The 24,090-nt window shown below is 66.1% G+C and carries 23 protein-coding genes, 1 tRNA gene and 1 riboswitch; of the genes, 15 read left to right on the plus strand and 9 right to left on the minus strand.

Annotated elements, in window-relative coordinates; genetic code table 11:
• Window positions 1-44: 44 nt before the first annotated feature.
• Window positions 45-947, minus strand: a complete 903-nt coding sequence (cysM, locus tag DNK89_RS10240) for a cysteine synthase CysM (RefSeq protein WP_110960011.1) — start codon at window positions 945-947, stop codon at window positions 45-47.
• 39 nt (window positions 948-986) lie between these two features.
• On the opposite strand from cysM, the gene DNK89_RS10245 reads away from it, so the two are divergent.
• Window positions 987-1,071 (plus strand) — tRNA-Leu (locus tag DNK89_RS10245).
• Between the two features lie 280 nt (window positions 1,072-1,351).
• On the opposite strand, the gene DNK89_RS10250 is transcribed toward DNK89_RS10245, so the two are convergent.
• From DNK89_RS10250 to DNK89_RS10260, 3 genes are all read right to left on the minus strand, one after another.
• A complete protein-coding gene (locus DNK89_RS10250; protein ID WP_110960012.1) occupies window positions 1,352-2,230 on the minus strand; it encodes a DUF6279 family lipoprotein in 879 nt (292 codons plus the stop codon).
• Between the two features lie 182 nt (window positions 2,231-2,412).
• Window positions 2,413-2,628, minus strand: coding sequence for a hypothetical protein (locus DNK89_RS10255; RefSeq protein WP_110960013.1), 216 nt, complete (start codon window positions 2,626-2,628; stop codon window positions 2,413-2,415).
• A gap of 87 nt (window positions 2,629-2,715) precedes the next feature.
• On the minus strand, window positions 2,716-3,660 hold the full coding sequence (locus DNK89_RS10260) for a LysR family transcriptional regulator (RefSeq protein ID WP_110960014.1): 945 nt from the start codon (window positions 3,658-3,660) through the stop codon (window positions 2,716-2,718).
• Window positions 3,661-3,836: 176 nt separating this feature from the next.
• On the opposite strand from DNK89_RS10260, the gene DNK89_RS10265 reads away from it, so the two are divergent.
• The 3 genes from DNK89_RS10265 to DNK89_RS10275 all read left to right on the plus strand — a co-directional run bounded on the left by DNK89_RS10265 (window position 3,837) and on the right by DNK89_RS10275 (window position 8,298).
• The gene (locus tag DNK89_RS10265) at window positions 3,837-5,033 is read left to right on the plus strand and encodes an acyl-CoA dehydrogenase (RefSeq protein WP_015015345.1); all 1,197 of its coding nucleotides are present in this window, start codon (window positions 3,837-3,839) and stop codon (window positions 5,031-5,033) included.
• A gap of 108 nt (window positions 5,034-5,141) precedes the next feature.
• On the plus strand, window positions 5,142-6,416 hold the full coding sequence (locus DNK89_RS10270; RefSeq protein WP_110960015.1) for a CaiB/BaiF CoA-transferase family protein: 1,275 nt from the start codon (window positions 5,142-5,144) through the stop codon (window positions 6,414-6,416).
• A 280-nt stretch (window positions 6,417-6,696) separates the two neighbouring features.
• Window positions 6,697-8,298, plus strand: a complete 1,602-nt coding sequence (locus tag DNK89_RS10275; RefSeq protein WP_238990774.1) for a methyl-accepting chemotaxis protein — start codon at window positions 6,697-6,699, stop codon at window positions 8,296-8,298.
• Window positions 8,299-8,387: 89 nt separating this feature from the next.
• Here DNK89_RS10275 and DNK89_RS10280 read toward each other — a convergent pair whose 3' ends face one another.
• The 3 genes from DNK89_RS10280 to DNK89_RS10290 form a co-directional block, all read right to left on the minus strand.
• On the minus strand, window positions 8,388-8,939 hold the full coding sequence (locus tag DNK89_RS10280; RefSeq protein WP_043565627.1) for a 6,7-dimethyl-8-ribityllumazine synthase: 552 nt from the start codon (window positions 8,937-8,939) through the stop codon (window positions 8,388-8,390).
• A gap of 150 nt (window positions 8,940-9,089) precedes the next feature.
• Window positions 9,090-9,260: riboswitch (FMN riboswitch) on the minus strand.
• A gap of 137 nt (window positions 9,261-9,397) precedes the next feature.
• Window positions 9,398-9,883, minus strand: a complete 486-nt coding sequence (locus tag DNK89_RS10285; RefSeq protein ID WP_110960367.1) for a hypothetical protein — start codon at window positions 9,881-9,883, stop codon at window positions 9,398-9,400.
• Window positions 9,884-9,997: 114 nt separating this feature from the next.
• Window positions 9,998-10,972, minus strand: a complete 975-nt coding sequence (locus DNK89_RS10290) for a LysR family transcriptional regulator (RefSeq protein ID WP_110960016.1) — start codon at window positions 10,970-10,972, stop codon at window positions 9,998-10,000.
• Window positions 10,973-11,127: 155 nt separating this feature from the next.
• Between DNK89_RS10290 and DNK89_RS10295 the strand changes: the two genes are divergently transcribed.
• From DNK89_RS10295 to DNK89_RS24255, 6 genes are all read left to right on the plus strand, one after another.
• Window positions 11,128-12,147 carry a TRAP transporter substrate-binding protein gene (locus tag DNK89_RS10295; RefSeq protein WP_110960017.1) on the plus strand — a complete coding sequence of 340 codons (1,020 nt, stop codon included), beginning with the start codon at window positions 11,128-11,130 and terminating at the stop codon, window positions 12,145-12,147.
• Window positions 12,148-12,213: 66 nt separating this feature from the next.
• Window positions 12,214-13,995: an IlvD/Edd family dehydratase gene (locus DNK89_RS10300; protein WP_110960018.1), complete on the plus strand. Its 1,782-nt coding sequence runs from the start codon at window positions 12,214-12,216 to the stop codon at window positions 13,993-13,995.
• Window positions 13,996-14,048: 53 nt separating this feature from the next.
• On the plus strand, window positions 14,049-15,278 hold the full coding sequence (locus tag DNK89_RS10305) for a fumarylacetoacetate hydrolase family protein (RefSeq protein ID WP_203422245.1): 1,230 nt from the start codon (window positions 14,049-14,051) through the stop codon (window positions 15,276-15,278).
• A 25-nt stretch (window positions 15,279-15,303) separates the two neighbouring features.
• The gene (locus tag DNK89_RS10310) at window positions 15,304-15,873 is read left to right on the plus strand and encodes a TRAP transporter small permease (RefSeq protein WP_110960019.1); all 570 of its coding nucleotides are present in this window, start codon (window positions 15,304-15,306) and stop codon (window positions 15,871-15,873) included.
• Between the two features lie 33 nt (window positions 15,874-15,906).
• On the plus strand, window positions 15,907-17,187 hold the full coding sequence (locus DNK89_RS10315; protein ID WP_110960020.1) for a TRAP transporter large permease subunit: 1,281 nt from the start codon (window positions 15,907-15,909) through the stop codon (window positions 17,185-17,187).
• 185 nt (window positions 17,188-17,372) lie between these two features.
• Window positions 17,373-18,065, plus strand: coding sequence for a type II CAAX prenyl endopeptidase Rce1 family protein (locus DNK89_RS24255; RefSeq protein WP_153064278.1), 693 nt, complete (start codon window positions 17,373-17,375; stop codon window positions 18,063-18,065).
• A 60-nt stretch (window positions 18,066-18,125) separates the two neighbouring features.
• Here the strand turns inward: DNK89_RS24255 and DNK89_RS10325 are convergent, their stop codons facing one another.
• Window positions 18,126-18,767, minus strand: a complete 642-nt coding sequence (locus tag DNK89_RS10325) for an NAD(P)-dependent oxidoreductase (RefSeq protein WP_110960022.1) — start codon at window positions 18,765-18,767, stop codon at window positions 18,126-18,128.
• 132 nt (window positions 18,768-18,899) lie between these two features.
• Here DNK89_RS10325 and DNK89_RS10330 point away from each other — a divergent pair, with 132 nt between their 5' ends.
• From DNK89_RS10330 to DNK89_RS10350, 5 genes are all read left to right on the plus strand, one after another.
• Window positions 18,900-19,802, plus strand: coding sequence for a LysR family transcriptional regulator (locus DNK89_RS10330; protein WP_110960023.1), 903 nt, complete (start codon window positions 18,900-18,902; stop codon window positions 19,800-19,802).
• Between the two features lie 121 nt (window positions 19,803-19,923).
• Window positions 19,924-20,247, plus strand: coding sequence for an antibiotic biosynthesis monooxygenase (locus tag DNK89_RS10335; RefSeq protein WP_110960024.1), 324 nt, complete (start codon window positions 19,924-19,926; stop codon window positions 20,245-20,247).
• Between the two features lie 254 nt (window positions 20,248-20,501).
• The gene (locus DNK89_RS10340) at window positions 20,502-21,461 is read left to right on the plus strand and encodes a chemotaxis protein (RefSeq protein WP_015015359.1); all 960 of its coding nucleotides are present in this window, start codon (window positions 20,502-20,504) and stop codon (window positions 21,459-21,461) included.
• A gap of 338 nt (window positions 21,462-21,799) precedes the next feature.
• Complete coding sequence (locus DNK89_RS10345) at window positions 21,800-22,345, plus strand: hypothetical protein (RefSeq protein WP_015015360.1); 546 nt, start codon at window positions 21,800-21,802, stop codon at window positions 22,343-22,345.
• 46 nt (window positions 22,346-22,391) lie between these two features.
• The gene (locus DNK89_RS10350) at window positions 22,392-23,054 is read left to right on the plus strand and encodes a DUF4124 domain-containing protein (protein WP_110960025.1); all 663 of its coding nucleotides are present in this window, start codon (window positions 22,392-22,394) and stop codon (window positions 23,052-23,054) included.
• A gap of 54 nt (window positions 23,055-23,108) precedes the next feature.
• On the opposite strand, the gene DNK89_RS10355 is transcribed toward DNK89_RS10350, so the two are convergent.
• Entirely contained in the window at window positions 23,109-24,053 is a 945-nt protein-coding gene (locus DNK89_RS10355) for an SDR family oxidoreductase (RefSeq protein ID WP_110960026.1), read from the minus strand.
• Between the last annotated feature and the right edge of the window lie 37 nt (window positions 24,054-24,090).

Raw genomic sequence — 24,090 nt, forward strand, 5'->3', positions numbered from 1 at the left:
CCGGGCGGTGGCCATGGAGACCATCCCGCACCCCGCATCACCGGTCACGCAGGAAACACCCCGGTCGACAAATACCGGTCGCCCCGGTCGCACACGATGAAGACGATGGTGGCATTGCTGTCGCGCGCGGCAATCTGCTGCGCCACCCAGCAGGCCCCGGCGGCAGAGATGCCCGCAAAGATGCCCTCTTCGCGCGCCAGGCGGCGGCACATGTCTTCGGCGTTGTCCTGGCTCACGTACACCAGCTCATCCACGGTACTGGCGTCGTAAATCTTGGGCAGGTACTCCTGCGGCCACTTGCGGATGCCCGGGATGCGCGAGCCCTCTTCGGGCTGCGCGCCGATGATCTGGATGGCGGGGTTCTTCTCCTTGAGGAACCGCGACACACCCGTGATGGTGCCCGTGGTGCCCATGGCGCTCACAAAGTGGGTGATGCGCCCGCCCGTCTGCTCCCAGATCTCGGGGCCCGTGGTTTCGTAGTGGATGCGCGGGTTGTCGGGGTTGCCAAACTGGTCCAGCACCTTGCCTTCGCCCCGCTTTTGCATGGCCTCGGCCAGGTCGCGGGCGTGCTCCATGCCGCCGCTCTTGGGGGTCAGCACCAGCTCGGCGCCAAAGGCCTTCATGGTCTGCGCGCGCTCGATGGACAAGTCCTCCGGCATCACCAGCACCATGCGGTAGCCTTTGATGGCTGCGGCCATCGCCAGCGCGATGCCGGTGTTGCCCGACGTGGCCTCGATCAGCGTGTCGCCGGGGCGGATGTCGCCCCGCTCCTCGGCGCGGCGGATCATCGACAGTGCAGGCCGGTCCTTGACGGACCCTGCGGGGTTGTTGCCTTCGAGCTTGCCCAGCACCACATTGCCACGCGCCGCGTTGTCCTGGGCCCCAATGCGCTGCAGCGCCACCAGCGGCGTGTTGCCTACCGCGTCTTCAATCGTCGGATATTTCATACGCCCTACTGTGCCATAATTCAGGGCTTCACATATTCCGCCCGGGTGGTGAAATTGGTAGACGCAGGGGACTCAAAATCCCCCGCCGCAAGGCGTGCCGGTTCGATTCCGGCCCCGGGCACCACAGTCAACAAGGCCGGTAGCTTCCACGAGCTATCGGCCTTTTTGCTGGGCCAGCCGCTGTGGCGGCGGCATGTGATTTCCGCCCACACCCAGCCCCGTACACCCAGCCACCGCCATGACCGCCCAGGATCTGATCGCGCACGCCACCGTGCTGGCCTACCGGCTGGCGGGTTATGCCCTGCAGAACATGGCCGAGGATGCGGCCCTGCTGGCGATGATGTTCTGCTGACCTTCACGCCCCTGCGGCAGCAACGCTTGCGCACTACCGATGGCATGGCACCTCAGCGCGCAGCCAGCAACAGGAAGTCCTGCTCATAGCCTTTGAGCGATTGCGCCGCACGCAGCCGGTGGGCTGGCGTCATGGCGTTGTGCAGGCGCGCAAACCCTTCGCAGCCCTCGGCCACCAGCGCTTGCGCGTAGCGCTGGTAGGCGCCATCCGGCGACGTCACCACGCGGTCCAGAAAGCCCAGCATCAGCGTGCGGGCCTGGGCGGTGTTGCTGCGATCGGCCTGGATGCTGCGCAGCACCTGCACCAGGTCCTTTTGCCGGCGCACGCGCTCGGCATAGGTGCGCTGCGGGTCGAAGACCGACTGGGCTACGAAGGCGCGCAGCACGGCCTTCTGCGGCTCGTCCAGCGGGCCATAAAAGGTTTCGAGCCGCGATGAGAGGTCCTTGAAGCGGCGCTCGCGCAGCTTGTCGGGCGGCGGGTCCAGCCATTCGGATTTCCAGTCGGCATTGCTGTCGGCCTGCTTGCGCTCCAGGTTGCGGATCTGCGCCTCGGTCAGCTGCGAGGCCAGCCACACCACCTTGGGCTCGGCCTGGGCCAGTACCTTGTCCAGCTGGGCGCGGGCCTCTTCGTAGATGCGGCAGGCCTGCTCGGCAGTGATGGTGGCGGGCAACTGCTGCTGCACCCTTTGCAGCAGCTCGGCATGCTGGGGCAGCATGGTGTCGCGGTGCCAGCGGTGCAGCTCGCCCAGGTCGCCCCGCACGCGCTCTGTCTGCGCGTCCGACAAGTCAAGGTAACGGTTCAGCTGCCAGTACGCCAGGTGGGGTACCTGGTTGTAGGCCAGCCGCACCGTGCTGCAGCCCGCCAGCAACGCACCGGCCAGGGCCAGGGCGGCAATGCACAGGGTGGTGCGCAGGCGGGACACAGCAGGCACGGCAGCTCCAGAACAACGGGACAGCGCAGGATAGGCCCAATGCCCGCTACGGCGGCCACAGGGCACCGATACCCCGGCCCGCAGACCAGGATTTCGCCCGGATACGCCCCTGCCCGAACCCAGCCAGCCCAGCCAGTACAGCCCTGTGAGGGCTGCGAACCAAAGACTGGGTGAGCGCGGAGTCAGTTGTCCTGTCGCCGGATCAACTGGCGGCCACTGACGGTGATGGCCAGCTCGCCGCCCGTCCCCTTGGTGATGAAGCCCCATTCGAGCAGTCGCCCGGACACATGGTCTTTGAGCGCATGGGGCAGCGTGATGACTTCGCCCATTTCAAGCTGCTTCAGGGTTTCGATCTCATCCACCGTGGGATCGAAATGCGGAGCGTGGTAAGTGGTCATGGGGGTCGCTCTCCAACAAGGTTGCTGAATGAAAGACAGACTTCCGCGCAACCAGATTAGTTCACCGCCCGGGTGGACGCAAGCGCATCAACCCGCCACCGGGGCGCCCGCTGCCTCGGCCATCTGCTGCAGCCAGCGCGCAAACGTGGCCAGCACCGGCGGCTGTGCCTGTGTGGGGCTGATGAGGTAGTACGCCCGCTCGCCGCGCAGCGGGCGGTTGCAGGCCACCACCAGCTCGCCGCTGGCAAGCTCTGCCTCGATGAGCAGCGGAGGGATCAGCGCCACGCCCATGCCGTGCGTGGCGGCCACGGCCAGCATGGAGAACAGCTCGTAGCGCGGGCCATCCAGCGCGTGCGGCGCATCCACCCCCATCGCGTCGAACCACTGGCGCCAGCCATACGGGCGCGTGCTTTGCTGCAGCAGCGGCAGGTCGGCCAGCGCCTCAGCCGCCACGGGCTGGTGGGCGCGGCCCCGGCCCCGGGGCGCGGCAGATTCAAGCAGGCGCGGGCTGCACACGGGCACCACGTCTTCGTGCATCAGCAGTTGCGCCTGCACGCCGGGCCAGTTGGCGACCTGCTCGGGCGTGCCTGCGTACAGCGCGGCATCGAAGGTGGTGTCGGCAAACAAAAAGGGCCGCGTCTGCGTGTCGATGTGCACCACGATGTCGGGGTGCGCCTGTGCCAACTGCGGCAGGCGGGGGATGAGCCAGCGCGTGGCAAAGGTGGGCACCGCAGCCAGCGTAAGGGTGCCGCCCTCGCCCTGGTGGGCCATCACATCGAGCGTGTCGCGCTCCAGCCCCTGCAGCCAGCGCGCCACCTGGCGGCCATAGTGCGCGCCCGCAGGCGTCAGCACCACGCCGTGGCGCGTGCGGCGGAACAGCGCCACGCCCAAAAATTCCTCCAGCGCCTGGATCTGGCGCGACACCGCGCTTTGGGTGAGCGACAGCTCCTGCGCGGCGCGGGTGTAGCTCTCGTGGCGGGCGGCCACTTCAAAACAGGCCAGGGCCTGGGTCGATGGAATGTTGCGGCGCATGATGAAGAGGAATTTTTAAGTGACCAGCCACGCCTTGGCTTAGCTAGCCGCCAGTATTCCATACATTCCATAAACGCATGTCTGGATGAAAAGAACTCGCTTGCGGGCCACCGCCCCCAGGCCTACGATGCGCCCCAGATTCGTTTTTTCTTCCCTTTCCTGACCTGGAGACACACATGGCCCACGCCGCTTTTCAATGGGATGACCCGTTCCTTCTGAGCCAGCAACTGACCGACGACGAGCGCGCCATCCGCGACGCCGCCGCCGCCTATTGCCAAGACAAGCTGGCCCCGCGTGTGCTGGACGCCTTCCGCCACGAAAAGATGGACGTGAGCATCTTCCGCGAAATGGGCGAAGTGGGCCTGCTGGGCCCCACCATCCCCGAGCAGTACGGCGGCCCCGGCCTGTCGTATGTGGCCTACGGCCTGATCGCCCGCGAAGTGGAGCGTGTGGACTCGGGCTACCGCTCGATGGCCAGCGTGCAGTCGTCGCTGGTGATGGTGCCCATTTATGAATTCGGCAGCGAAGCCCAGCGCCAGAAGTACCTGCCCAAGCTCGCCAGCGGCGAGTGGATTGGCTGCTTTGGCCTGACCGAGCCCGACCACGGCTCCGACCCTGGCAGCATGGCCACGCGCGCCTACAAGGTCGATGGCGGCTACAAGCTCAAGGGCAGCAAGATGTGGATCACCAACAGCCCCGTGGCCGACGTGTTCGTGGTCTGGGCCAAGGAAGTGTCCGAAGGCGGCGCCGTGGGCCCCATCCGCGGCTTCGTGCTGGAAAAGGGCATGAAGGGCCTGACAGCCCCCGCTATCCACGGCAAGGTGGGCCTGCGCGCCTCCATCACCGGCGAGATCGTGATGGACGACGTGTTCGTGCCCGAAGAAAACGCCTTTCCTGAAGTGCAAGGCCTGAAGGGCCCGTTCACCTGCCTGAACAGCGCCCGCTACGGCATCGCCTGGGGCGCGCTGGGTGCGGCCGAATTCTGCTGGCACACCGCGCGCCAGTACACGCTGGACCGCAAGCAGTTTGGTCGCCCCCTGGCTGCCAACCAGCTCATCCAGAAAAAGCTGGCCGACATGCAGACCGAAATCGCCATCGGCCTGCAGGCCTGCCTGCAGTTCGGCCGCATGAAGGACGCGGGCACGGCCAGCGTGGAAGGCACCTCCATCATCAAGCGCAACAGCTGCGGCAAGGCGCTGGACATTGCCCGCCTGGCGCGCGACATGATGGGCGGCAACGGCATCAGCGACGAGTTTGGCGTGGCCCGCCACCTGGTGAACCTGGAAGTGGTGAACACCTACGAAGGCACGCACGACGTGCACGCCCTCATTCTGGGCCGCGCCCAGACAGGCATCGCCGCGTTCGCCAACTGATCGGCCTGCGCCCCGAGAACCGGCAAAAACACCGCCTTTGCGGTGTTTTTGCCTTGTAGCGCTAGTCCATCATGCGCTGACAGCTACCAATTTCATAGTAAACACACCATGACCACCTCTTCTACCGCCCCAGGCGCCCTTGCAGGCATCAAGGTGCTCGACCTCTCCCGCGTGCTGGCCGGGCCGTGGTGCACGCAGATCCTGGCCGACCTGGGCGCGGATGTGGTCAAGGTGGAGCGCCCCGGCGTGGGCGACGACACCCGCCAGTGGGGCCCGCCCTTTTTGAAGGACGCGGACGGCAACGACACCAACCAGGCCAGCTACTACACCGCGTGCAACCGCAACAAGCGCTCGGTCACCATCGACATGGCTTCGCCCGACGGCCAGGCGCTCATCAAGCAGATGGCGCTGGAGGCGGACATCGTGGTGGAGAACTTCAAGGTCGGCGGCCTCAAGCAGTACGGCCTGGACCATGAAAGCCTGCGCGCGCTCAACCCGCGCCTAATCTACTGCTCGGTCACCGGCTTTGGGCAAGACGGCCCGTATGCCGAGCGCGCAGGCTACGACCTGATGGTGCAGGCCATGACGGGTCTGATGAGCATCACCGGCCAGGCCGACAACCAGCCCGGCGGTGGCCCGATGCGCGTGGGCGTGGCCGTCATCGACCTGTTCACCGGCCTGTACGCCAGCAACGCCATCCTGGCCGCGCTGCATGTGCGCGACAACGCCACCAATGGCACCGGCCAGGGCCAGCACATCGACATGGCCCTGCTCGACGTGGGTATGGCCGTGCTGGCCAACCAGGCCTCGGGCTTTCTGGCCACGGGCAAGGCACCCGGCCGCATGGGCAACAGCCACCCCAGCCTGGCGCCGTACCAAGACTTCCCCACACAGGACGGCAACATGCTGCTGGCCATTGGCAACGACGGGCAGTTCCAGCGCTTTTGTGCAGCGGCCAACCAGCCGCAATGGGCCACGGACCCTCGCTTTGCCACCAACACGCTGCGCGTGCAAAACCGTGCCGCACTGATCCCCGCCATGGAGGCCGTGACCCGCACGCGCACCACCGTCGACTGGATCGCGCTGCTGGAAGACAAGGCCGTGCCCTGCGGCCCCATCAACACCATTGCCCAGGCGTTTGACGACGCGCAGGTGCAGGCCCGTGGCCTGGCGGTGACGCTGCCGCGCTGGAAGGACGGCGAGGCCGCCAGCGACGGCGTGAAGCAGATCACCGGCGTGGCCAGCCCGCTGCGCCTGTCGGCCACCCCACCCGTGCTGCGCAATGCTCCACCGGCACTGGGGCAGCACACCGACCAGGTGCTGCGCGAGATGGGGCTGGATGCGGCGCGCATTGCAGCGCTGCGAGCCAGCGGGGTTGTTTAGGCAGCCCCTCGCGGCATCGGTCTGCGCGATGCCCTGACCACTGCACGGCCTTGCCCTCACCGGCAAGGCCGTTTTGTTTGGGCCGGCTGCATTCGATAAGTCACCGGCCCTATTCCGCGCACGCCTGCCCCACGGCAAAAAAGACATGTACAAAAATTTACATCCGTCTCCATAATCCTGAAGACACCCTGCCCGCGGCCCTGCCCACCACGCGCCGCTGAACCAGGATGGAGGGCCACTGGCCCCACTGCGACGTTTCTGGACCCTCAAGGAGTTCCTCATGAAGCTCAGCCTCAAGCTCCCCCTGGCCTTCACCGTGTCGCTGCTCTTGCTGTTTGCAGCGGCCCTGTTTGGCATCAGCCGTCTGAATCAGGCGCTCGACACCTACCAGACCACCGTGGCCCAGAGCTTTGAGCACGAGCGCATGGCGGCGGGCATGCTCAACAACTTCAAGGTGCAGGTGCAGGAGTGGAAAAACGTGCTGCTGCGCGGCAAGGACCCGGCCCAGCTCACGCGCTACTGGGCCGCGTTTGAAAAGCAGGAACAGGCCATCAAGGACGAGGCGCAAAAGCTCGTCGCCGCCCTGCCCCCGGGCGAAGGCCGCGAGCGCGTGTTGCAGTTTGCCCAGGCCCACGAACGCATGGGCACTGCCTACCGCAAGGGGTTGGAAGCCTTCAAGGCCGCCGACCACGACCCGCAGGCGGGCGACAAGGCCGTGGCGGGCATGGACCGCGAACCCTCGCAGCTGCTGGACCAGGCGGGCGACCTGATTGCAAAGGCCAGCAGCACCGTGGCCGAACGTGCCGCAGCCACCGCTCAGCGCGCCACCACCATCAGCCTGGTGGTGATGCTGGTGGTGTGCGCCCTGGGCATTGCCGGCGCCATTGCCTTCAGCCGCACGGTAGTGAACCCGCTGGACAACGCGGTGCGCGTGTCGCAGGCCGTGGCCAGCGGCGACCTGACGGTGGCGCGGCATGTGCAGGGCAAGGACGAGATCGCACTGCTGCTGAACGCGCTGCACGACATGCAGAACAGCCTGTCGCAGGTGGTGAGCAACGTGCGCAACAACGCTGACAGCGTGGCCGCCGCCAGCACCGAGATCACGCTGGGCAACAACGACCTGAGCGCGCGCACCGAGCAGCAGGCAAGCGCGCTGGAGGAAACGTCGGCATCGATGGAAGAGCTGAGTTCCACCGTGCAGGCCAATGCCGAAAACGCTCGCACCGCCAACCAGCTGGCCGTGAGCGCCAGCACCGTGGCCGTGCAAGGCGGCGACGTGGTGGCCGAGGTGGTGACCACCATGAAGGGCATCAACGACAGCAGCAAGAAGATCGCCGACATCATCTCGGTCATCGATGGCATCGCCTTCCAGACCAACATCCTGGCGCTGAACGCGGCTGTGGAAGCAGCCCGCGCCGGCGAACAGGGCCGGGGCTTTGCGGTAGTGGCCGGTGAGGTGCGCAGCCTCGCGCAGCGCAGTGCCGAGGCCGCCAAGGAGATCAAGACCCTGATCCACGCCAGCGTGGAGCGCGTGGAACTGGGCACCACACTGGTGGACAAGGCGGGAGCCACGATGAACCAGGTGGTGAGCGCCATCCGCCGCGTGACCGACATCGTGGGCGAGATCAGCGCCGCGAGCAGCGAGCAAAGCGCAGGTGTGGCCCAGGTAGGGGACGCCATCACCGAAATGGACCAGGCCACGCAGCAGAACGCCGCGCTGGTCGAACAGAGCGCCGCCGCCGCCGACAGCCTCAAGGTGCAGGCGCAGCAGCTGGTGCAGGCAGTGGCGGTGTTCCGGCTGGCAGACACCGACGCCAACACCCCCAGACAGGCCAGCATGCCCGCACCGGGCCACCACCGGCCCCGGTTGGCCGCAGGCTGAAGCGGCGCAGCCATTTCAAGCCTAATCGGCTTGAAGCGCTAGTGCATCATGTATCAACAGCTACATAAATAGTAGCAAATGGCGCCTTCTCAGGCTTCAGCCAGCGCAGGGGTTGCCTGCTGCACGGTGGCCAGCGTGGGTGAGGCCAGCTTGCGCAGGTAGGCCATGGTCTGCAGGCAGGCCTGGGCGACCTCGGTGCCCTTCTTCACAAAATGCTCGCGGAAGAAGCGCACATGGTCCTCGTGGTCGTGGAAGTCGCGCGGCGTGAGCACGGCCGACATCACCGGCACCTCGGTGTCGAGCTGCACGCGCATCAGGCCATCGATGACGGCGGTGGTCACAAACTCGTGGCGATAGATGCCGCCGTTGACCACCAGCGCGCAGGCCACGATGGCGTCGTAGCGCCCGCTGCGCGCGAGCTTGCGGGCGAGCAGCGGAATCTCGAACGCGCCTGGCACGTCGAACAGCGCCACCTGCGCGGGCGGCAGGCCATGGCGGTCGAACTCGGCCAGGGCCGCGTCGCGCGCCTGGTGCACGATGTCCTGGTGCCAGCTGGCACTGATGATGGCCACGCGGGCGCCACGGTGGGCGGCGACGGGGGCCAGGGGAGAGACGGAAGAAGTAGCAGAAGACTGATTCATGGGTTCCTCAAAACAGGTCGTACCAGAATCAGGGCGCGCGCGAGCACGGCACCTGCACAGGGCGGCGCAGGCCTCAGGCGATGACCAGCGGGCAAAAAGCACGCAAGCAAACGCCAAAGGCCCAGCCACCCATGGCGGGCGCTGTGGGTTTCGCGATCTCTTTCATCCGGACTGTGACCGTCGGCTCTGGTTTCGCACCAGATCTGCTGACCCTGCAGGCCTGTTCCGAAAAACGGCACCGCAGGCGCTCGCGGGCTCTTGCGGGCTTTTCAACCCACAAATACCGCCGGTGGGGAATTCCGCCCCGCCCTGAGAACGCTGTCGGCCCCGAAGGTCATTCGGGGCCGACAGTTGGGATTTTAGGCGGCGGGCACGCAGTACGCCGTCGCGCAGGCGATTGCCTGCACTGGCAGTGCCGGTTTCTGCGGCTGTGGGCTGTATTGAATGCCGAAGTCTGCTCAGCGCACGCGCTGAAACCCGCCTTCGGCCCAGGCCGCTGCGCTGGCGGGCGTGAGCTTGAAAGTGGGCGGCGCAGACGCACGGGCAACCTCTTCACCCAGCTCATCCTGCGCGCTCAGCGTGGCTGTGGCGCCCTCCTCGTCGGGCACGATGGCCAACGCCACGCGCAAGCGCTGGCCGTCGGCGGTGTTGATGTGCACGCTTTTGTTCAGCTGCGCGTGCAGTTGCTGCTCATGGCGGCGCACCACCTCGCTAGCGGTCTTGACCAGGGTGTGAAAAGCCGACACATCCAGCGGCTTGGGGTTTTTCTTGTCGCGGCCCATGGTCCAGGGGCCCACCAGCGCGGGCTCGGCCTCGCCCTTCAAGGTCATGGCCACGGCCCAGCCATCGTCGTCCTCGTTCTTGATGACCTGCGCCGTCCAGCGCCCGTCGCTCCAGCAGCGGGGTTCCTGGATGGTGTCGGGCGTGTCGGGTGCGTCGGTCATGGAAAAAAAGCCTGGATTGCGGGAAAGGGCGCAGAGCATAACGGCAGGGCCTGGCGGCCCCAATTTTCAATAACCGTTGGTTATCGAAAGAGGCCAGGCATAGCGCAGGCCTGGTCACTCCCCCAAAACGTCGGGCACCACACCCGCCGTATCGCGCAGCACGTCGATAAAGGCCTGGGCCGAGGGCGTGGGCGGCTCGCCCAGGCGGGTGATCAGGCCGTAGCTGGGCATGCGGTCGGGCAGCTCGACGGGGATGCGCGAGAGCAGGCCCCGGTCCACGTATTTCTGGATCAGCGCGGCAGGCTGCAGCGACATCATGTGCGTGGTGTTCATCAGCTCCAGCGCAAACAAAAAGGACGGCGTCTCCACCACCCCCGCCGTGAGCGCCAGGCCCGCGCCGCCGAACAAGTCGTCCGACACCTTGCGCACCGCCGTGGAGGCGGGGTACAGAATCCACGGCCAGTGCGCCAGCTCGGTGAGCGACAGGTCGGTGGCGCCGCGCAGCGGGTGGTGCTGCCCGCCCACCACGTGCAGCGGCTCGGCGGACAGGTGCTCGTAGTGGAACTGGCTGCGCTGGTCCTCGGTGGTGAAGCGGCCGATCATCAGATCGATCTTGCGTTCGGCCAACCAGGCGATGAGCTGGTCGCTGCTCTGCTCCAGAATCTTGATGACCAAGAGAGGCCGCAGGCGCTGGATCTCCACCACCGACGCCACCAGCACATGCGCGGCCGAGCCCGTGATGGCGCCCACCGTCACATGGCCGTGGCCGCCCTGCTTGAGGGCGTTGAACTCATCCACAAACTTGCGCTGCCCATCCAGCGCCGCGCTGGCATAGCGCAGCGTAAAAAGCCCCAGCTCGTTGGGCCGCATGCCACGCGATAGGCGGTCGAACAAACGCGCCTCCAGGATCTCTTCGATGTCCATCAGGATCTTGGTAGCCGCAGGCTGCGTCACATGCATCTGCTCGGCCGTGAGCCGCAGGTTGCGCGTGCGGCCCAGGATGTCCAGAAACTGCAAATGCCGAAAGCGCAGCCGCGCACAGGCCTGCGCCAAAGACAAGGGTTTACCCGGAAATTCGTCTGGACTCATAAGCGTTTGGAATGGATTGTCGCAAAACATTCAGTGGACCCGCCGGGGCGTGAAACCTAACCTTCGCCTTGCGTTCATGACGGCTGGCCCCCAAAAGCCGCAGGCGCCAAAGGCCTCGCAAACGGGGTCAGCCATTCCAACGGAGACAAGACACCATGCAATTCACTTCCCTCGCCAAATCCTTGGCACTCGGCGCCACGCTGCTGGCCGCCCTCGCAGCCCCCGTCGCCGCGCAAGTCAAGGAACACACCTTCAAGGTCGGCATCGGCCTGAGCGACGACCACCCGCAGGCCCAGGCCGTGCGCCACTTTGCCGAGCGACTGCAGGCCAAGAGCGGCGGCAAGATGAACGCCAAGCTGTTTGCCAGCGGCGCGCTGGGCAATGACGTGAGCATGACCTCGGCCCTGCGCGGCGGCACGCTGGAGATGACGATCCCGGATTCGTCCACGCTGATGTCGCTGATCAAGCCCTTTGGCGTGCTGAACCTGCCGCTCACCTTCAACAACGAGGCAGAAGCCGATGCGGTGCTGGACGGCCCCTTCGGCCAGAAGTTGCTGGCCATGCTGCCCGAAAAGGGCTTGATCGGCCTGGGCTTCTGGGAGAACGGCTTTCGCCACGTGACCAACTCGCGCCGCCCCATCAACACGGCCGACGACTTGGCGGGCCTGAAGCTGCGCGTGATCCAGAGCCCCTTGTTCCTCGACACATTCAACGCGCTGGGCACCAACGCCACGCCCATGCCCTTCACCGAGCTGTACACCGCCATGGAACAAAAGGCCGTGGACGGCCAGGAGAACCCGCCCGCCACCATCTTGGCCAGCAAGTTCTATGAGGTGCAAAAGCACCTGGTGCTATCGCGCCACATGTACAGCGCCTGGGTGCTGCTCATCTCCAAGAAGACCTGGGACAGCCTCTCGGCCGACGAGAAGAAGATCGTGCAGGAGGCCGCGCGCGAGGCCACGGTGTTCGAGCGCAAGACCATCCGCGCCTTCAGCGAAACCGCCCTGGGCGAGCTGAAGAAGGCCGGCATGCAGATCACCGAGCTGCCCGCCGCCGAGCAGGCCAAGCTGCGCACCAAGCTGCAGCCCGTGCTGGCCAAGTACGGCAAGGAGTTTGGCGAAGAGACCACCAGCGAGCTGATGGGCGAGCTGGCCAAGGCGCGGGGCGGCAAGTAACTTGCACGATTCCCGGGGCGCAGCGTACCGCTGCGCCCAGCCCTTCTTTTGCGACGCCCCGACCCCATGACAAAAACACCCCGCCGCCCCTTCCGCTCCCGCGAATGGTTTGCCGCGCCCGAGCGCTCGGACATGACCGCGCTGTACCTGGAGCGGTTCATGAACTACGGGCTGACGCCCGAAGAGTTGCGCTCGGGCCGGCCCATCATCGGCATCGCGCAGACGGGCAGTGACCTTTCGCCCTGCAACCGCATCCACCTGGACCTGGCGCGCCGCGTGCGCGACGGCATCCGCGATGCGGGCGGCATCCCGATGGAGTTCCCCGTCCACCCCATCTTTGAAAACTGCCGCCGCCCCACGGCTGCGCTGGACCGCAACCTGGCCTACCTGGGCCTTGTGGAGATCCTTTACGGCTACCCCATCGACGCCGTGGTGCTGACCACGGGCTGCGACAAGACCACGCCCGCGGGCGTCATGGCCGCGTCCACGGTGGACATCCCGGCCATCGTGCTCTCGGGTGGGCCGATGCTGGACGGCTGGCATGAAGGCCAACTCGTAGGCTCGGGCACCGTGATCTGGCGCAGCCGCCGCCAGCTGGCTGCGGGCGAGATCGACGAGGAAGAATTCTTGCAGCGCGCCTGCAACAGCGCCCCCTCCGCCGGGCACTGCAACACCATGGGCACGGCCTCGACCATGAACGCGGTGGCCGAGGCGCTGGGCCTGTCATTGCCCGGCTGCGCGGCCATTCCCGCGCCCTACCGCGAGCGTGGGCAGATGGCGTACGAAACCGGGCGGCGCATTGTGGAGATGGCGTACGAAGACCTGCGCCCCTCGCGCATCCTGACGCGCGAGAGTTTTTTGAACGCGCTTTCCGTGGTCAGCGTGGCGGGCGGCAGCAGCAACGCGCAGGTGCACATCATGGCCATGGCGCGGCATGCTGGCGTGCAGCTGGACGCGCAGGACTGGACCGACCATGCCTACGACCTGCCCCTGCTGCTGAACATGCAGCCTGCGGGCCAGTTTTTAGGTGAGCGCTTCTTCCGCGCCGGCGGCGTGCCCGCACTGATGTGGGAGCTGCAGCAGGCCGGCAAGCTGCACGCCGACTGCGCCAGCGTGACGGGCAAGACAGTAGGCGAGAACCTGCAAGGCCGCGAGACCCATGACCGCGAGGTGATCCGCCCCTTCAGCAACCCGCTGATGGAAAAGGCCGGCTTCATGGTGCTCAGCGGCAACCTGTTCGACTTCGGGATCATGAAGACCTCGGTCATCTCCGAGGCCTTCCGCCAGCGCTACCTGAGCCGCCCGGGGCAGGAGGGCATCTTCGAAGCCCGCGCCGTGGTGTTCGAGGGGGCGGACGACTACCACGCGCGCATCAACGACCCGGCGCTCGACATCGACGAAGGTTGCATCCTGGTCATGCGCGGCGCAGGCCCCATCGGCTGGCCCGGCTCGGCCGAAGTGGTGAACATGCAGCCGCCCGATGCACTGATCAAGCGCGGCATCAACACGCTGCCCACGCTGGGCGACGGACGCCAGTCGGGCACGGCAGACAGCCCGTCCATCCTCAACGCATCGCCCGAAAGCGCCGTGGGCGGAGGGCTGAGTTGGCTGCAAAGCGGTGACACGATCCGCATCGATCTGAACACCGGGCGCTGCGATGCGCTGGTGGCCCCCGAAGAGATCTCGCGCCGCAAGCGTGACCTGCCCACCCCACCCGTGCCCGCGAGCCAGTCGCCGTGGGAGGCGCTGTACCGCGAGAAAACGGGGCAGCTGGCCGATGGCGCCACGCTGGACTTTGCGCTGGGTTTTCAGCGCATTGCCGAAAAAACGCCACGCCACAACCACTGACAACGAACGGGCGGGCCACCGGTACCCACCCAGACTTTTTCGAAGGACTCTCCATGAACAACATGACGGCAGCAGCAGTTGCCGAACGGGCCCGTGCGCCCCACGCCGCATTGCAAGTGCTCCCCGACGACGGCCTGCAAGGCACGCTGGTCGGCCGTGTGTGGGCGCCCAGTGGTGCCGTTCCCGGCCCGGCCGTGGTGGCACTGCGACCCGAAGGTGTGTTTGACCTCAGCGCGCACTACCCCACCATGAGCACGCTGCTGGACACCCTGGCACCGGCAGAGGCTGCGCGCTTCGCCACGGGCCAGTACCTGTGCAGCGTGGACCACCTGCTGGGCAACAGCCAACCCGGCGCGCGCGATGCCACACGTCCCTGGCTGCTGGCCCCGTGCGACCTGCAGGTGGTGAAAGCTGCGGGCGTGACCTTTGCCGCCAGCCTCATCGAGCGCGTGATTGAAGAGCAGGCGCGCGGCGACGCCACCCGCGCGCAGGGCCTGCGCAGCCAGGTCATCGGCCTCATCGGCCAGAACCTGGCCGACATCCGCCCCGGCTCGCCCGAGGCCATGCGCCTGAAGGCGTTGCTGCAGGACAAAGGCCTGTGGTCGCAGTACCTGGAGGTGGGCATCGGCCCCGACGCCGAGGTGTTCACCAAGGCACCGGTGCTGGCCTCGGTGGGCTGCGGCGACGACATCGGCATCCGCTCCGATTCGGCCTGGAACAACCCCGAGCCCGAGGTGGTGCTGGCCGTGAACAGCCGGGGCCAGATCGTGGGCGCCACGCTGGGCAACGACGTGAACCTGCGCGACATCGAGGGCCGCAGCGCACTGCTGCTGGGCAAGGCCAAGGACAACAACGCATCGTGCGCGCTGGGCCCGTTCATCCGTCTGTTCGACGCCAGCTTCGGGCTGGAACAGGTGCGCAATGAGACGGTGCACCTGCGCGTGGCGGGCGCGGACGGCTTTGAGCTGCGCGGCATCAACACCATGGCCAGCATCAGCCGCGACCCTGCGGACCTGGTGGCGCAGACGCTCGCCGCGCACCAGTACCCGGACGGGTTCATGCTGTTCATGGGCACGCTGTTCGCCCCCATTGAAGACCGCGACCAGCCGGGTGGCGGCTTCACCCACCACCTGGGCGACCTGGTGTCCATCCAGAGCGCCTGGCTGGGCGGCCTGCACAACCGCGTGGCACACAGCGAGGCCGCGCCGCCCTGGCGCTTTGGCCTGCGCGCCTTCATGGCCAACCTGGCGCAGCGTGGGCTGCTGCAGGGCGCCGCACTCTGAGTGAAGAAGAAAAAAGGAGACACCGATGCTCAATGCCTTCATCGACCGCTGCTGCCGCTGGATCAACCTGCTCATTGCCCTGGCGCTGGCGGTGATGGTGGTGACGGTGTTTGGCAACGTGGTGCTGCGCTACGCGTTCAACTCCGGCATCGCCATCAGCGAGGAGGTCTCGCGCTGGCTGTTCGTGTGGATCACCTTTTTGGGCGCCATCGTGGCGGTGCGCGAGCGGGGCCACCTGGGTACCGACTTTCTGCTGGCGCGCCTGCCGCCGCTGGGCCAGCGCATCTGCCTGGCCCTGAGCTACGCGCTGATGATCTGGTGCACCTGGCTGCTGTTCAGCGGCGCGCTGGCGCAGGCGCGCATCAACTGGGATGTGGATGCTCCGGTCACGGGGGCATCCATGGCCATCTTCTATGCGTCGGGCGTAGTGTTTGCCGTGGCGGCGGGCTTGCTGCTGGCGCTGGACCTGTGGCGCATCGTGTCAGGGCAGATGCCGGACAGCGAGCTGGTGCAGATATCCGAGTCCGAAGAACTGGCCGCCGTGGGCAGCCAGCTGCCACACGCAGCCCCCGCGCCCACGGCCTCGCGCCAGTGAGCCCCACACCGCAATGACCTGGAGCGCTCTTCCATGACCGTTTTCATCTTCCTCGGCTCCCTGCTGGCCGCCATGGCCATCGGCGTGCCGATTGCCTATGCTCTGTTGGTGTCCGGCGTCGCGCTGATGTGGCACCTGGACCTGTTTGACGCACAGATCCTGGCGCAAAACGTGATCAACGGCGCCGACAGCTTTCCGCTGCTGGCGGTGCCCTTCTTCATGTTGGCGGGCGAAATCATGAACGTGGGTGGGCTGTCGCAGCGCATCGTCAAGCTCGCGCTCACGCTGGTGGGGCACAAGCGCGGCGGGCTGGGCTTTGTGGCCATCCTCGCGGCCTGCATGCTGGCGGCGCTGTCGGGCTCTGCCGTGGCCGACACGGCAGCGCTGGCAGCCCTGCTGCTGCCCATGATGGTGAAGGCGGGGCACGACAAGGCGCGCGCGGGCGGGCTGATTGCCTCGGCCGGCATCATCGCGCCGGTCATTCCGCCTTCCATCGGCTTCGTGGTGTTTGGCGTGGCGGCCAACGTGTCGATCAGCAAGCTGTTTCTGGCGGGCATCGTCCCGGGGCTGCTGATGGGGCTGGCGATTGCGGTCACCTGGTACTGGGTGTCGCAGCGCGAGAACGTCACGCCGCCACCCAAGGCCTCCACGACCGAGAAGCTGCAGGCGCTCAAGGAATCGACCTGGGCGCTTTTCCTGCCCGTCATCGTGATTGTGGGCTTGAAGATGGGCGTGTTCACGCCCACCGAGGCGGCGGCGGTGGCTGCGGTTTACGCCCTGTTCGTGGCCACGCTGGTCTACCGCGAGCTGCACTGGCGCCAGCTGACCGATGTGTTCATCAGCGCCGCCAAGACCACGGCCGTGATCATGTTCCTGGTGGCCGCCGCCATGGTCAGCGCCTGGCTCATCACCGTGGCAGACATCCCGCGCCAACTGGTGGGCCTGCTCAAGCCGCTGATGGAACACCCCACGCTGCTGCTCATCGCCATCATGGTGCTGGTGATGGCCGTGGGCACCGCGATGGACATGACGCCCACCATCCTGATCCTGACCCCAGTGCTGATGCCGGTGGTGAAGGCTGCGGGCATCGACCCGGTCTACTTCGGCGTGCTGTTCATCATCAACAACGCCATCGGGCTCATCACCCCGCCGGTCGGCACCGTGCTGAACGTGGTGGCGGGCGTGGGCAAGATGCGCATGGACGACGTCACGCGGGGCGTCATCCCGTTCATGGTGGCGCAGTTTGCGGTGATGTTCTTGATGGTGCTGTTCCCGTCCCTCGTGCTGGTGCCGATGCGGTGGTTTATCGGGTGAAAGGCACTGGACCAGTGCGTCTCCCGGCTGGATCCAGGAAGCGTGCTGCGGACTATTTCACGCCAAAGAGTGTGGCGCTGCGACTGAGTCCGTCATTCAGGGGGAGGATGAACCTTTCCCGCTACGGTCATGTTTTCTATGACGCCTGAACGGGATCACCACCAAACCTGATCCCGGAGAGGCGCTTGACCACCACATTCAAACGGCCAATTGCGATAGACACCCGTCAGCGGGCGCTCGTTGCCTGGGCCCTGGTCCCGGTCCTTGTAGTCTGGCAACTCAACGGACTCTATCTGCCAGCCCTAGGGCACATGGGGATGTCGCTCTTTTGGGTGGCCGATGGGTTTCAGTGGCTTGTACTTCCCACCACCTTGCTTGGACTGCTGGCCCACCGAGCAGCGCTGCGCCCCCAACACTACGGACTTGCCCTAACGAGAAAGAGCCCTTGGCCCCTCGCAGCGCGGGGGCTGGCGGTGTTCATCACCGCTGGGCTGGTTTTTCTGGTGGCGCGGAACCTGTCTTGGCGGGTGCTGGGCCCATCGCTCGGCAGCTTCGAATGGGCGCAGTTTTTCCCCCAGGGCCTGCCCGGTACGGCGGTGCAAATCTACGCAGCGGTGAGCGCCGGGCTGGTGGAGAGCATCTTCTTCATCGGGCTGCCATGGCTCTGGTACATGAATGCGCGCCAACACCCATCAGAACGGCACTTCACACTTGCTGTATCGGCCATCTTTGCGCTGGCGCACTGGGAACACGGCAGGCACATCGTGATTGCTGCCTTCTTTTCCCACTTGGTGATGTGCAGATGGTTCCTGCTCTGGAGAACGCTGTGGCCTGTGGTGCTGGGCCACACGATGATCGATCTGGCGGCCTTTTTCTGATCCACAAACAAAAAGGCAGCGCCTACCGGACGCTGCCTTTTTGCTGTCTATCGGAAGCAATCAGTTCGCCACCGTGAACCGTTTCTGCACATGGCGCGGCGTTTCCAGCTCGTCCACCATCGCCACGGCCAGGTCGGCCACGCTGATGCTGCCGGGCTGGTCGCCGTTCATCAGCGGGGCCTCGTCGCCCAGGCGGTAGTGACCGGTGCGCTCGCCGGGCTGCAGCAGGATGGGGGGCGAGAGGAAGGTCCAGTCCAGCGTGTTTTCAGTGCGGATCCAGTTCAGCGCCTCGCGCGCGGCCAGGGCGCCCTGTTTCCATTCCGCAGGGAACTGAGGGGTGTCCACCAGCTGCACGCCGGGCGCCACAAACAGGCTGCCTGCGCCGCCCACCATCAGAAAGCGACGCACACCGGCGGCCTTGGTGCCGTCGATGATGGCGCGCGTGCCCTTGAGGAACTGGTCGTGGATGTCTAGCACCGTCCAGCCAGGGTTGTAGGCGCTGACCACGGCGTCGTGGCCAGCGACCGCCTTGGCCACCTGGGTGGCGTCCTGCGCGTCGGCGGCGACCACCGTGAGGCCTTCGCGGGCCGTGAGCTTGGCCGGGTTGCGGGCCAGCACGGTCACGCGGTGACCGCGTTGCAGCAGTTCGTTCAGCACGGCCGAGCCGACAAAGCCGGTGGCGCCAATCAGGGCGATGTTCATACGGTGTCCTTGGGGTCAAAGTTGCGATGCAGTGAGAATAGGAGCTTGTCAAAGCACGCGGTAGAGGGCTAAAACAGCCTTTTCTTTGAAGCCCTGCTTCACAATCAACTCCACACACACCCGCCGCCCCTGATGGAAGACCTCAAACGCATGGCCGTGTTTACCGCTGTGGTGCAACACGGCTCGATGAGCGGCGCCGCGCGCGCCCTGGGCATGAGCACTTCGGCCGTGAGCCAGCAGGTGCGCAAGCTCGAAAGCGATGGCGGCGTGACGCTGCTGCACCGCTCCACACGCAAGCTGGCGCTGACCGAGGCGGGCCAGCGTTACCACGCGCGCTGCGCAGCCATGTGGGCGGCGGCGGAGCAGGCGCGGGCCGAACTGGCGGCCTCGCGCGATGCGCCGAGCGGCGAGTTGCGGATGTCGGCCACCGTAGGTTTTGCGCGGCACATTGCGCCCGCCCTGGGAGAACTGCTGGCCGCGCACCCGGCGCTGCGCCTGCGGCTGCTGGTGGACGACTCCACCATCGACCTCATCAACGCCCGCATCGATCTGGCGGTGCGCTACGGGCGCCTGGCAGATTCGACCTGGGCCGCGCGGCGCCTGGGGGGCATGCACTGGTACCTGTGCGCGTCGCCCGACTGGGTGGCCGCACATGGCATGCCCCAGCACCCGGACGCGCTGCTGTCCCACAGCTGGCTGGGCTTTGCGCGGGAGGGGGGTGGGCTGCTCATCGACCTGCGCAGCCCCACCGGCGAGCCCCGCGCGCTGCGCGTGGAGCCGCGCATTGCCAGCAACAACCAGCTCTCGATCCAGCAGATGTGCGAAGCCGGGCTGGGGCTGGCGCTGCTGGGCAGCATGGATTCGCACGATGCGCTGCAGTCCGGCCGGCTGGTGCGGCTGCTACCGGAGTGGTCGTTTGGCACGCTGGATATCTGGGCCGTCACGCCCCAGCGCGATGCCCAGCCCGCCAAAGTGCGACAGGCGATTGCAGCGCTGGAGATCTACTTGCGCCGGCTGCCAGGAATCTCACAATAAGGCTGCGCTGACCAAGCCGCAGCAATGGCGCGCGCCCTGGTTTACACCGCAGTTGCATGAAGCTTGCCCGGGAATACCGGGCACTGGGGTAAAAAGGGGTATAGCCATCCATCCCCACACCATGATCCTGGAAATCGCTCATCTGACCGTCCGTACGGGGCAAAACGCAGCCTTTGAACAGGCGTTTGCCCAAGCGCAGACCATCATTGCCTCCATGCCCGGCTATCTGGCTCACGAGCTCGCTCACTGCGTGGAACGCCCGCAGGACTACGTGTTGCTGGTGCGTTGGGCCACCCTCGAAGACCATGAGGTGGGCTTTCGCCAGTCGCCCCAGTACCAGGAGTGGAAGCGTCTTTTGCACCACTTCTACGACCCGTTCCCCACCGTGCTCCACTTCGGTGCCCCTGCGAACCCGGTGGCGCTCAGGTCGACTTCACTGCTCTGAGCCCGCCTCAGAGGAAAAGTCACATCAAAATATTGATTATTTTGATAAATATGATAAATTGCCAGACAATTGTCAGCGGCTCCGAACAGCACGGTGCGCGCAAGCAACGATGAGCGCGACGCGAAGCCTATGCAAACCCTAATGGGGCACGCCCTACCAAGGGAATGTTCACAGCGGGTGCAAAAATTGCGGACAGTCGCAACGTCTACTTCTAGAATTTGTAAACACGCGTATCTTTGCGCGAAGGATCGAAAATGAAAGCCATCCAGCAGGACATCGACGAGCGGACCAACCTCACCAGCACCAACAAGTTCGAGCTGTTGCTGTTCCGCCTGGGCATCGACAGCGCCTTGGGCAAGTCCGAGCTGTTCGGCATCAACGTCTTCAAGATCCGCGAGATCGTGGCCATGCCCAGCATCACGCCGATTGCGGGCACCACGGCCCATTCGCTGGGGGTGGTCAACTTGCGCGGACAGGTGATTCCGGTGCTGGACCTGCCCTCCATCGTCGGCTGCAAGCCCCAAACGGGCCTGAACATCATGCTGGTAACAGAGTACGCGCGCACCACCCAGGCGTTTGCGGTGGAGTCGGTGGAAGACATCGTGCGCCTGGACTGGAAGCAGGTACTCTCGGCAGAGACCAGCGGCGCAGCTGGCAAGTTGGTGACCAGCATCGCCCGCCTGGATGGCAACACCGACGAGTCCCGCCTGGCGCAGGTGCTGGACGTGGAGGCGATCCTGCAGATGATCTCGCCTTCTGACGGTCATGAGGTCACTGAGGAAAAGGTGGGTGCCAAGCTCAAACTCAAGCCCGGCTGCATCATCCTGGCGGCCGATGACTCGTTTGTCGCCCGCTCGCTCATCGAGCAAGAACTCAAGGTGCTCAACGCACCCTATGAAATGGTCAAGTCCGGCAAAGAGGCCTGGGACCGGCTCAACGCCATCGCCAAAAGTGCCGAGGCCGAAGGCAAGACCGTGCTGGACCGCGTGGCCATGGTGCTGACCGACCTGGAAATGCCCGAGATGGATGGCTTCACGCTGACGCGCAACATCAAGCAGGACGCCCGCTTTCACGGCCTGCCGGTGGTCATCCACTCCTCGCTGTCGGGCTCGGCCAACGAAGACCATGTGCGCAGCGTCGGGGCTGATGGCTACGTGGCCAAGTTCGTGGCGGAAGACCTGGCAGAAACCATCCGCCGCGTGCTCCCCAAGTAAACCGGCGGCCCATCCCGCCATCACGACGGCCCTGCGGGGCCGTCGTGTTTTGAAGGATGCCACACCGCGTCCAGTTAGCTCGTAGCGCCGATTGAATATGCCTCGGTAGCTATCATTTTTGTTGGTACCTATTGGCAGGGCGCGCCTGCCTTCACGGGTTGTTACAGCCTTTCTCTGCACCTGTGCTTACGGCGGGTCAACCAAACGCCCGCCCCACGCGCTAAAGTGGTTGGCACCCCTGTGCCAGGCTCCTGAAATTTGTAACGTTCCACCGGAGCGCTTTTCATGGGCTTTACGGACGGGGCGGAACGCGCCATTCCGGCCGGAGTCTGAACACCATGACCTACACCATCACACGCATCCTTTCGGCCACGGTTCTGGGGGCCCTGGTGACAGGGTGCGCCACCGTGCCCGGCGACCCGTACTACGACGCTCCACGCTACCCTGTGTACGAGCAGCCCGGCTATATCTACAGCGCGCCGCAGCCGGTGTACCAGGCTCCGCCCGTGTACCGCGCGCCCGGCGTGATCTATTCGGCCCCACCGCCCGCTGTGTACTACGGCGGACGTGACCGCGACGACAACCGCTGGGACAACGACCGCAACCGCGGTGACTGGCGCGAAAGGGAACGTGAGCGGGATCGCGCCGAACGCGACCGGGCCGCCCGCGAACGTGAGCGGCGCGACCAGCAAGCGCGCGAAGCCGACCGCCGCGCCCGTGAGCAAGACCAAGCCCGCCGCGAGCAGGCCGAACGGGACCGCCGCGCCGCCGAAGACCGCCGTAACCGCGAGAATCGCCCCGGCCGTCTGGCGCCTGACAGCTATACCCCGAGCCCGTACGACTGGCGCTCGCGCCAGCAGTCCAACAGCCAGGAAAAGCCTTGACGGCCTGTCGCTGACCCCGCTGTCTCAGTCACCTTTTTTCATCACCATGAAGCCACGCAAACACATCCTCGTCACCGGTCTGTGCGCGGTCTTCATGGGTGCTTGGGCTCCCTTGGGAGCCCAGGCGCAAGTGATACGCTGCACCGATGCCGCCACGGGCAAGGTCACCTACACCGACGGCAAGTGCGCCAGCGGCGCCACCGAGCGCGAGGTGGAGGCCCGCAAGACCCCACAAGAGATCCAGCAGGAGCGCGAAGAAGCAGCCGAAGCGCTGGCCCGCAAACAGCAGCGGCTGCAGGCCGAAGCAACGGCTGCGGACGCCGAATCACGGCGTAACGCACCGCGTGACCACGCGGCCCCGGCCAAGACGATCGACTATGCGCGCTCTCCGGAATGCGCTCGCTCGCGGCGGAACCTGGATGTGGTACTGAGCAGCGCCACGGGTGGCGGCTATGAACAAAACCTGCGGGTGGAGGCGGCACAGCGCCAGGTCGACCTGGACTGCCTGGGCCCCCAGGGCTATGCAGAGGTGGAGAAATCCCGCCCCCGGTCCAACACCACGGCACCCGTGGTGGTCGTTCCCCCACCGTACTACCCGGTGCGGCCAACGCCCGTGCAGCCACCGCCGCCCACACCAGCCCCCAAAAAATTCACGCAGTGCAACGTGTTCCGCTGCTACGACGCTCAGGGCAACAGCTACCCCCGCTGATTGGGCGCCCGTTGCAGGCGGATTAAGCAACCTTCGAAGTTATTGCGCGGCTGCTCAGGCCCGTAGCCCTTCGGCCACGCTGGGGTAACGCAACCGCAGCCCCAACTCGCGCAGCATGCGCTGGTTGTCCAGCCGGCGCGATTCGCTCATGAAGCTCAACAGCATCAGCGACAGTTGCTCCTGCGCCGTGCTGCGTGGCACACGCGGGGGGCGCGGCAGACCATACAGGTCCGCTGCCAGGTCAAAGTAGTCGCCCATCTTCATGTGGGTGGAGTCACTCACGTTGTAGGCGCGCTGCGGCCGTCCCTTCCACACCGCCGCCATGCAGGCGCGGGCCAGATCATCGGCGTGGATGTGGTTGGTGAACACATCGTCCTCGGCCACCAGCACGGGCGTGCCCCGGCGCAAGCGCGCCTCCGGGGTGCCCCCCTCCCGGTCAGGCGCATAGATGCCCGGAATGCGCAGCACCGTGGCCCGCACGCCGGCACGGCCCAGGTGGCGCACGGCGCGCTCGGCATTCACTCGGCGCTGGGCGCGCGGTGTGCCAGGGGCCACGGTCCGCGTCTCCGGCACCAGGGTGCCCTGGCAGTCGCCATACACGCCGCTGGTGGACGCATACGTCAATGACGCTGGCAGGCTGCGCAGCCGCAGCGCGCGGGTCAGCGCCACGGTGCGCGGGTCGCGCCACCAGACATCACCCCCTGCGCCCTCCCCCGGCGGCGGCGCCAGATGCAGTACACGGGTGGCCAGGCCCGACAACCTGCGCAACGTCGCCGCATCGTCCAGATTGCCCACCAGCGGCCGGGCGCCCTGTGCGCGCAGTCCCGCCACCCGCCCTGCGCTGGAGGTCAGTGCCAGCACCTGCATGCGGCCAGCACCGGGGCCGGTCTGCAAATTGCGCAGCACCCGTTGACCTACATCACCACACCCCACGATCAGCAGGCGTTCGCGGCGAAAGCGGGCTGGCAGGGCGCCGAGGGGGTTTTGGTTTGAAGGCAAAATCGGGACCGTCCGTTGACTACAAGAGCCCCTGAGG

The sequence above is a fragment of the Acidovorax sp. ST3 genome, assembly GCF_003231145.1.
Lineage (GTDB): Bacteria > Pseudomonadota > Gammaproteobacteria > Burkholderiales > Burkholderiaceae_C > Acidovorax.